Origin of the sequence: Peterkaempfera griseoplana, from assembly GCF_001418575.1 — a bacterium.
Lineage (GTDB): Bacteria > Actinomycetota > Actinomycetes > Streptomycetales > Streptomycetaceae > Peterkaempfera > Peterkaempfera griseoplana.
This window is the reverse complement of the sequence record NZ_LIQR01000468.1, coordinates 1-5,474: the sequence shown is the minus strand read 5'-3', so window position 1 is coordinate 5,474 and position 5,474 is coordinate 1. Positions and strand designations below refer to the sequence as shown.

Annotated in this window: 3 protein-coding genes and 1 pseudogene; all 4 read left to right on the top strand. The window is 71.2% G+C overall.

Annotated features, from left to right (window positions below; genetic code table 11):
- Positions 1-232 (top strand): annotated as a pseudogene (locus AOK09_RS29980) (ATP/GTP-binding protein); the annotation flags it as partial.
- A 713-nt stretch (positions 233-945) separates the two neighbouring features.
- Positions 946-4,170 (top strand): sensor histidine kinase, encoded by a 3,225-nt coding sequence (locus tag AOK09_RS29975; protein WP_055590374.1) that lies wholly within the window; start codon positions 946-948, stop codon positions 4,168-4,170.
- A gap of 10 nt (positions 4,171-4,180) precedes the next feature.
- Positions 4,181-4,594: a roadblock/LC7 domain-containing protein gene (locus AOK09_RS29970; protein WP_055590373.1), complete on the top strand. Its 414-nt coding sequence runs from the start codon at positions 4,181-4,183 to the stop codon at positions 4,592-4,594.
- Positions 4,595-4,743: 149 nt separating this feature from the next.
- Positions 4,744-5,445 carry a DUF742 domain-containing protein gene (locus tag AOK09_RS38440; protein WP_079063549.1) on the top strand — a complete coding sequence of 234 codons (702 nt, stop codon included), beginning with the start codon at positions 4,744-4,746 and terminating at the stop codon, positions 5,443-5,445.
- The last annotated feature ends 29 nt before the right edge of the window (positions 5,446-5,474 follow it).

Here is a 5,474-nt window from a genome sequence, read left to right as displayed (position 1 = left end):
CCTCGCCGACTGCTTCCCCGCCATCGACTACTTCGAGAACAGCGGCCTGCCGTTCGTCATCGCCCTCAACGGCTTCGACGGACACCAGCCGCACAGCCCCGAAGAGGTCCGCGAGGCACTGCAGCTCGGCCCGGACACGCCCATCCTCACCACCGACGCCCGCCGCCGGGACAGCGCCAAGTCCGCGCTGATCACGCTGGTCGAGCACGCCCTCCTCGCCAGGCTGAGGTAAGGGAACCGCGATGGGCGGCCCGGTCTGCGCATCCTCCGGCGCACGGCGGGCCGCCCTGCGGCGCCCGGAGGTGCCCGCCGGCGTGGCCCCGGTCACCGGCCGTCCCCTGACGGCACCTCGGCTGCATAACGGTTCGATAGGTATTTCCGACGGGACCGTTACGCAATGTGTCCGACGTGGGGCATTGAGCGCATGGATCCTCGGCGGATCATCACCGTTTATCCACGACTGCCCCAATTGTCCCACCGCAACGGCTTATCCACAGCTGTTTGTTCCCCCCGCCGTGCACGTGCTGAAATTCCAGCTACTCCCGGGCCACCTCCGTCTGAGCCGCCGCGCAGCAGGCCGTGACCCGGGCAGTGCCGCCGGATTGATCCATGGCCGCCGAGCGGTCGAGAGGTTGTTGTCGAGTGAGGCGTAAGCAGCCAGTCACCCCTCAGCGGCGCCCCGAGCCCCGACAGGGAGTGCCGGGAGCCCCCGGCTCTCCCCGGGACCGCGCCGCGTTCACGCCCTTCGCCGCCTCTGCGGAAAGCCCCGGCGCCGGCCCCACTGCGGCCGGAACGCCCGCCCCCGGGCGCGAGGCGCCCAGGGGGCCCTCCCCGGAGCGCCCCTCCGCCGACCGGTCACCCGCCGGCTCGGGCCGCCCCGCCGCAGGTCGCGACGAGCAGCTCACCACCGGCAGGCTGGGGGCGTTCTCGCCCCGGCACTGGCGCGTGCCGACCCGGCTGGTCGCCATCCTGCTGATCCCGGTGGTGATCGCCCTCATCTTCGGCGGCCTGCGGGTCAACAGCTCCATCGACGACTACCGGACCGCCGACCGGGCCGAGAAGACGGCCAGGCTGGCGCAGGCCGCCACCGCGCTGGCGGACGCACTGGAACAGGAGCGCGACCTCTCCGCGGTCCCGCTCATCACCCACGGCAGTCAGTCCAAGGTGACCCAGCTGCGCCAGGCCACCGACCATGCGCTGGCCGCGTACAACACGGCGTACAAGCCGCTCTCGGACGACACCCGCCTGGCCAAGCGGAACATCGCCTTCCAGCAGCTGGTGTCCTCGCTGCCGAGCCTGCGGGACAACGCCTTCAGCCTCCGCCTCTTCCCCACCGCCACCCAGAACGCCTACTCCGTGCTGATCGCACCGCTGATGGCGTACGAGAACGAGGTCGGCTTCGGCAGCTCCTCGGTCACCAGCCGCGGCCGTGCCATCTACGCGATCGCGCTGGCCAAGGCCTCGGGGTCGACGCAGCGTCTGCTGATGACCCAGCTGCTGCTGGGCACGGGGCAGTTCACGGCTCCCGAGACGACCAACATGATCCAGGCGATCGCGGTCTCCAACAAGCTGGAGGAGGTGTCACTGGGCGAGTTCCAGTCCGGCACCACCGACGACGACATGCGGCTGTACCAGCAGGCGGTGACGGCCGAGGCGGCGGCGAACGCCGCGGCGTCCGCCAAGAGCGGCCGGATGATGCCCACGGTCAACCAGCAGATCGGCATCGCACTCGCCGCCTACCAGGCGGCCGCCTCCGCCCAGACCAAGGCCTCGGCGAGCCAGGCCATGATCGCCGCCTCCCAGCAGGGTCTGTCGGTGGCCAACTGGCTGACCGCCACCAGCGCGCACATCCAGACGTACCGCACGGTCGAGAGCCAGCTCAACAGCCTGACGGTGGGCGACGCCCACCGCATCAAGGTGCGGGCCCAGCACGACGCCATCCTCAACTCCGCGATCGTGCTGGCCTCACTGGCTGTCGCCGGACTGCTGACCGGATTCGTCGCACGCTCTATGATCATCGGCATGCGCACCCTGCGTGCCGCCGCTCTCGACATCGCCGGCCACCGTCTCCCCGACCTGGTCGACCGGCTGTCCAAGACCGACCCGGAGCGGGTCGACACCCAGGTCAAGCCCATCCCGCTGCACGGACGCGACGAGATCGGCGAAGTGGCGCGCGCCTTCGACGAGGTGCACCAGCAGGCCGTCCGGCTCGCCTCCGAGCAGGCACTGCTCCGGGGCAACGTCAACGCGATCTTCACCAACCTGTCGCGCCGCAGCCAGGGTCTGATTCAGCGTCAGCTGTCGCTGATCACCGACCTGGAGAACAACGAGGCCGACCCGGACCAGCTGGAGAACCTCTTCAAGCTGGACCACCTGGCGACCCGTATGCGCCGCAACGGTGAGAACCTCCTGGTCCTCGCGGGCGAGGAGCCCGGCCGCCGCTGGAACCAGCCGGTCCCGCTGGTCGACGTGCTGCGCGCCGCAGCCTCCGAGGTGGAGCAGTACGAGCGCATCGAGCTCTCCGGCATCCCCGAGGCGGATGTCGTCGGCCCCGCGGTGACGGACCTGGTCCACCTGCTCGCCGAGCTGCTGGAGAACGCCACCACCTTCTCCAGCCCGCAGACCCGGGTGCACGTCACCGCGACCCGGCTGCCCGACGCCCGTGTGCTGGTGGAGATCCACGACAAGGGCATCGGCCTCACCGGCGACGACTTCGCGGAGATCAACGACAAGCTGGCGAACCCGCCCACGGTGGACGCCACCATCTCCCGCCGCATGGGCCTCTTCGTGGTCGGCCGGCTGGCCGAACGCCACGAGATCCGGGTCCAGCTGCGGCCGTCCGGCGAGTCCGCCGGCACCACCTCGCTGGTCATGCTGCCCGCGCACCTCACCCAGGTGCACATCGAGCAGGAGCCGGAGGAGGAGCAGTTCACCGTCTCCCGGATCTTCGCCGACCAGGACAGCGGTCCCGAGAACCCCTTCGAGCAGCTGCGCAGCGCCGCCGAACTGGGCTTCGACGACAGCCGGTTCGAGCGCTCCGGTTCGGCCGCCGCCGGATTCAGCCCGGCGCTGGACTCCATGAACCGCTCGCTGCGGCTGGAGCAGCGCCGCCAGGCCGCGCTGGAGGCCGGCCCCTCGGCCGCCGCCGAGCCGGCCGCGCCCGCCGCGCCCTCCGTGCCGGAGTACGCCGACGACGAGTACCAGGAGCCCGGCCAGGGCTACCAGGCACAGGAGTTCGCGGAGCAGGAGTTCGCCGGGCAGGAGTTCGCGCAGCAGGAGTACACCCAGGAGTACCCGGAGCAGGGCTACCCGGAGCAGCAGTACGCCGAGCAGGAGTACCCAGAGCAGGCGTTCGCACCCCAGGGCTACCAGGGCGACGGATACCCCGCGACGGCCTACACCGACGAGGGCTACGCCCCGGAGGGGTTCGAGCAGGCCGGCTACCCCGAGTCCTACGACTCGGCCCAGCGGGCGTACGCCGAGGAGTTCCCCGCCGACCCGTACGCGGGTGGGCAGTTCGCGGAGCCGCACACCAACGGCTACGGGTCCGACGGCTTCAACAGCGACGGCGGCAACGGCTACGATCATGACGGATTCACGGCGGTCCCCCCGGCCGCCGAGGCTCCGGCCCCCCCGGCGCAGACCGCCTCCGGGCTGCCCCAGCGGCGCCCCGGCCAGGCACTGGCAGGCGGCAACAGCAACAGCAGCCTGGGCAACCGGGCCATCGGCGGCCTGGAGGCCGGCGAGAAGCCCAACTGGTTCACCGGGGCACGGGAGAGCGCCCCGGCCGACGGTACGGGCCTGCCCGGGCCCACCGCGGCCCCCGGTCCGGCCCCCTGGCAGACGCCCAACGACGGCTCGTGGGAGCGCGCGGACCAGGTCCGCGAGCCCAGCGCGGGCGGTGTGACGTCGTCGGGCCTGCCCCGCCGGGTCCCCAAGCAGAACCTCGTCCCGGGCAATGCCCAGACGAACTCCCAGGACGGCCCCCAGATCTCCCGGGCCCCCGAGGAGGTGCGCGGCCGGCTCACCAACCTGCGCCGCGGAGTCCAGCAGGGCCGCAGTGCCGGAGGTGACCCGTCGGTGACGGGCAGCTTCCGGATCGACAACGGCGGCAACGAACAGCACGGCAGCACCGATCTCTTCGGCGGCTCGAACCACCAGGAGCGTTGAGTTGAGTCAGATGAGCCAGGCGGCACAGAATCTGAACTGGTTGATCACCAATTTCGTGGACAACACCCCCGGGGTGTCGCACACGGTGGTGGTCTCCGCCGACGGACTCCTCCTTGCCATGTCCGACGGCTTCCCCCGCGACCGGGCCGACCAGCTCGCCGCGGTGGCCTCCGGACTGACCTCGCTGACGTCCGGCGCGTCCCGGATCTTCGAGGGCGGCAGTGTCAACCAGACCGTGGTCGAGATGGAGCGGGGCTTCCTGTTCCTGATGGCCATCTCCGACGGCTCCTCGCTGGCGGTCCTGGCCTCCCCCGACTCCGACATCGGCCTCGTCGGCTACGAGATGGCGCTGCTGGTGGACCGCGCCGGCGCAGTGCTCACCCCGGCACTGCGCGCGGAACTGCAGGGCAGCCTGCTGCACTAGCCTCTTCGGACGCACCTCCCGGTCAGTCCCGGGCCCCCTGACGGAGGGCCCGGGATCGGCCGTTGTACGACCGCCGGTAGTAGTGAGACCGGACACTGCACAGCACAGCACCAGTCGCACCGCCCCGTCGCTCTATGTGAGGAGGAACCGTGACACCGCCCGACGACCGCAGCGGTCCATACGGTGTTCCGTATCCCGGAACGGGCCATGACGCCTTCAGTGCCCCTGGCACCGGTGGCTACGGGCCCGGAGGAAGCGGCGCCCAGGGTCGCCCCGGAGGCGGGCAGCAGTTCCCGCAGCGCGGGGAAGGCCGGCGCTGGCCAGGGTCCGACGGATACGGCCAGGACTACGGTCAGCAGTACGACCGGTCGTACCCGCAGCAGCAGCAGACCGGCACCTACGACGGCTACGGGCACAACGCGCCCCAGGCCCCGTACGAGGACCGGTCGCCCTCCGACGGCTATGCCGAGGACTTCCCGAGTGACTACCACCACGACGCCGGGCAGGACGACGAGCCGCTGATCCGGCCGTTCGCCATGACCGGTGGGCGCACCCGGCCCCGGTACGAGCTGGCCATCGAGGCGCTGGTCTCCTCCACAGCCTCGCCGGAGCGGATCGACACCCTGCTCCCCGAGCACCAGCGGATCTGCACACTCTGCCGTGAGATCAAGTCGGTGGCGGAGGTCTCCGCCCTGCTGACCATGCCGCTGGGTGTGGCGCGCATCCTCGTCGCCGACCTCGCCGAAGCCGGCCTGGTCGCCATCCACCAGCCCGCCGCCGGGGGCGAATCCGGCGGACAGCCCGACGTGACACTGCTCGAAAGGGTCCTCAGTGGACTTCGCAAGCTCTAGCCCGGCTGCCGCGACCCGCGCCACCACCT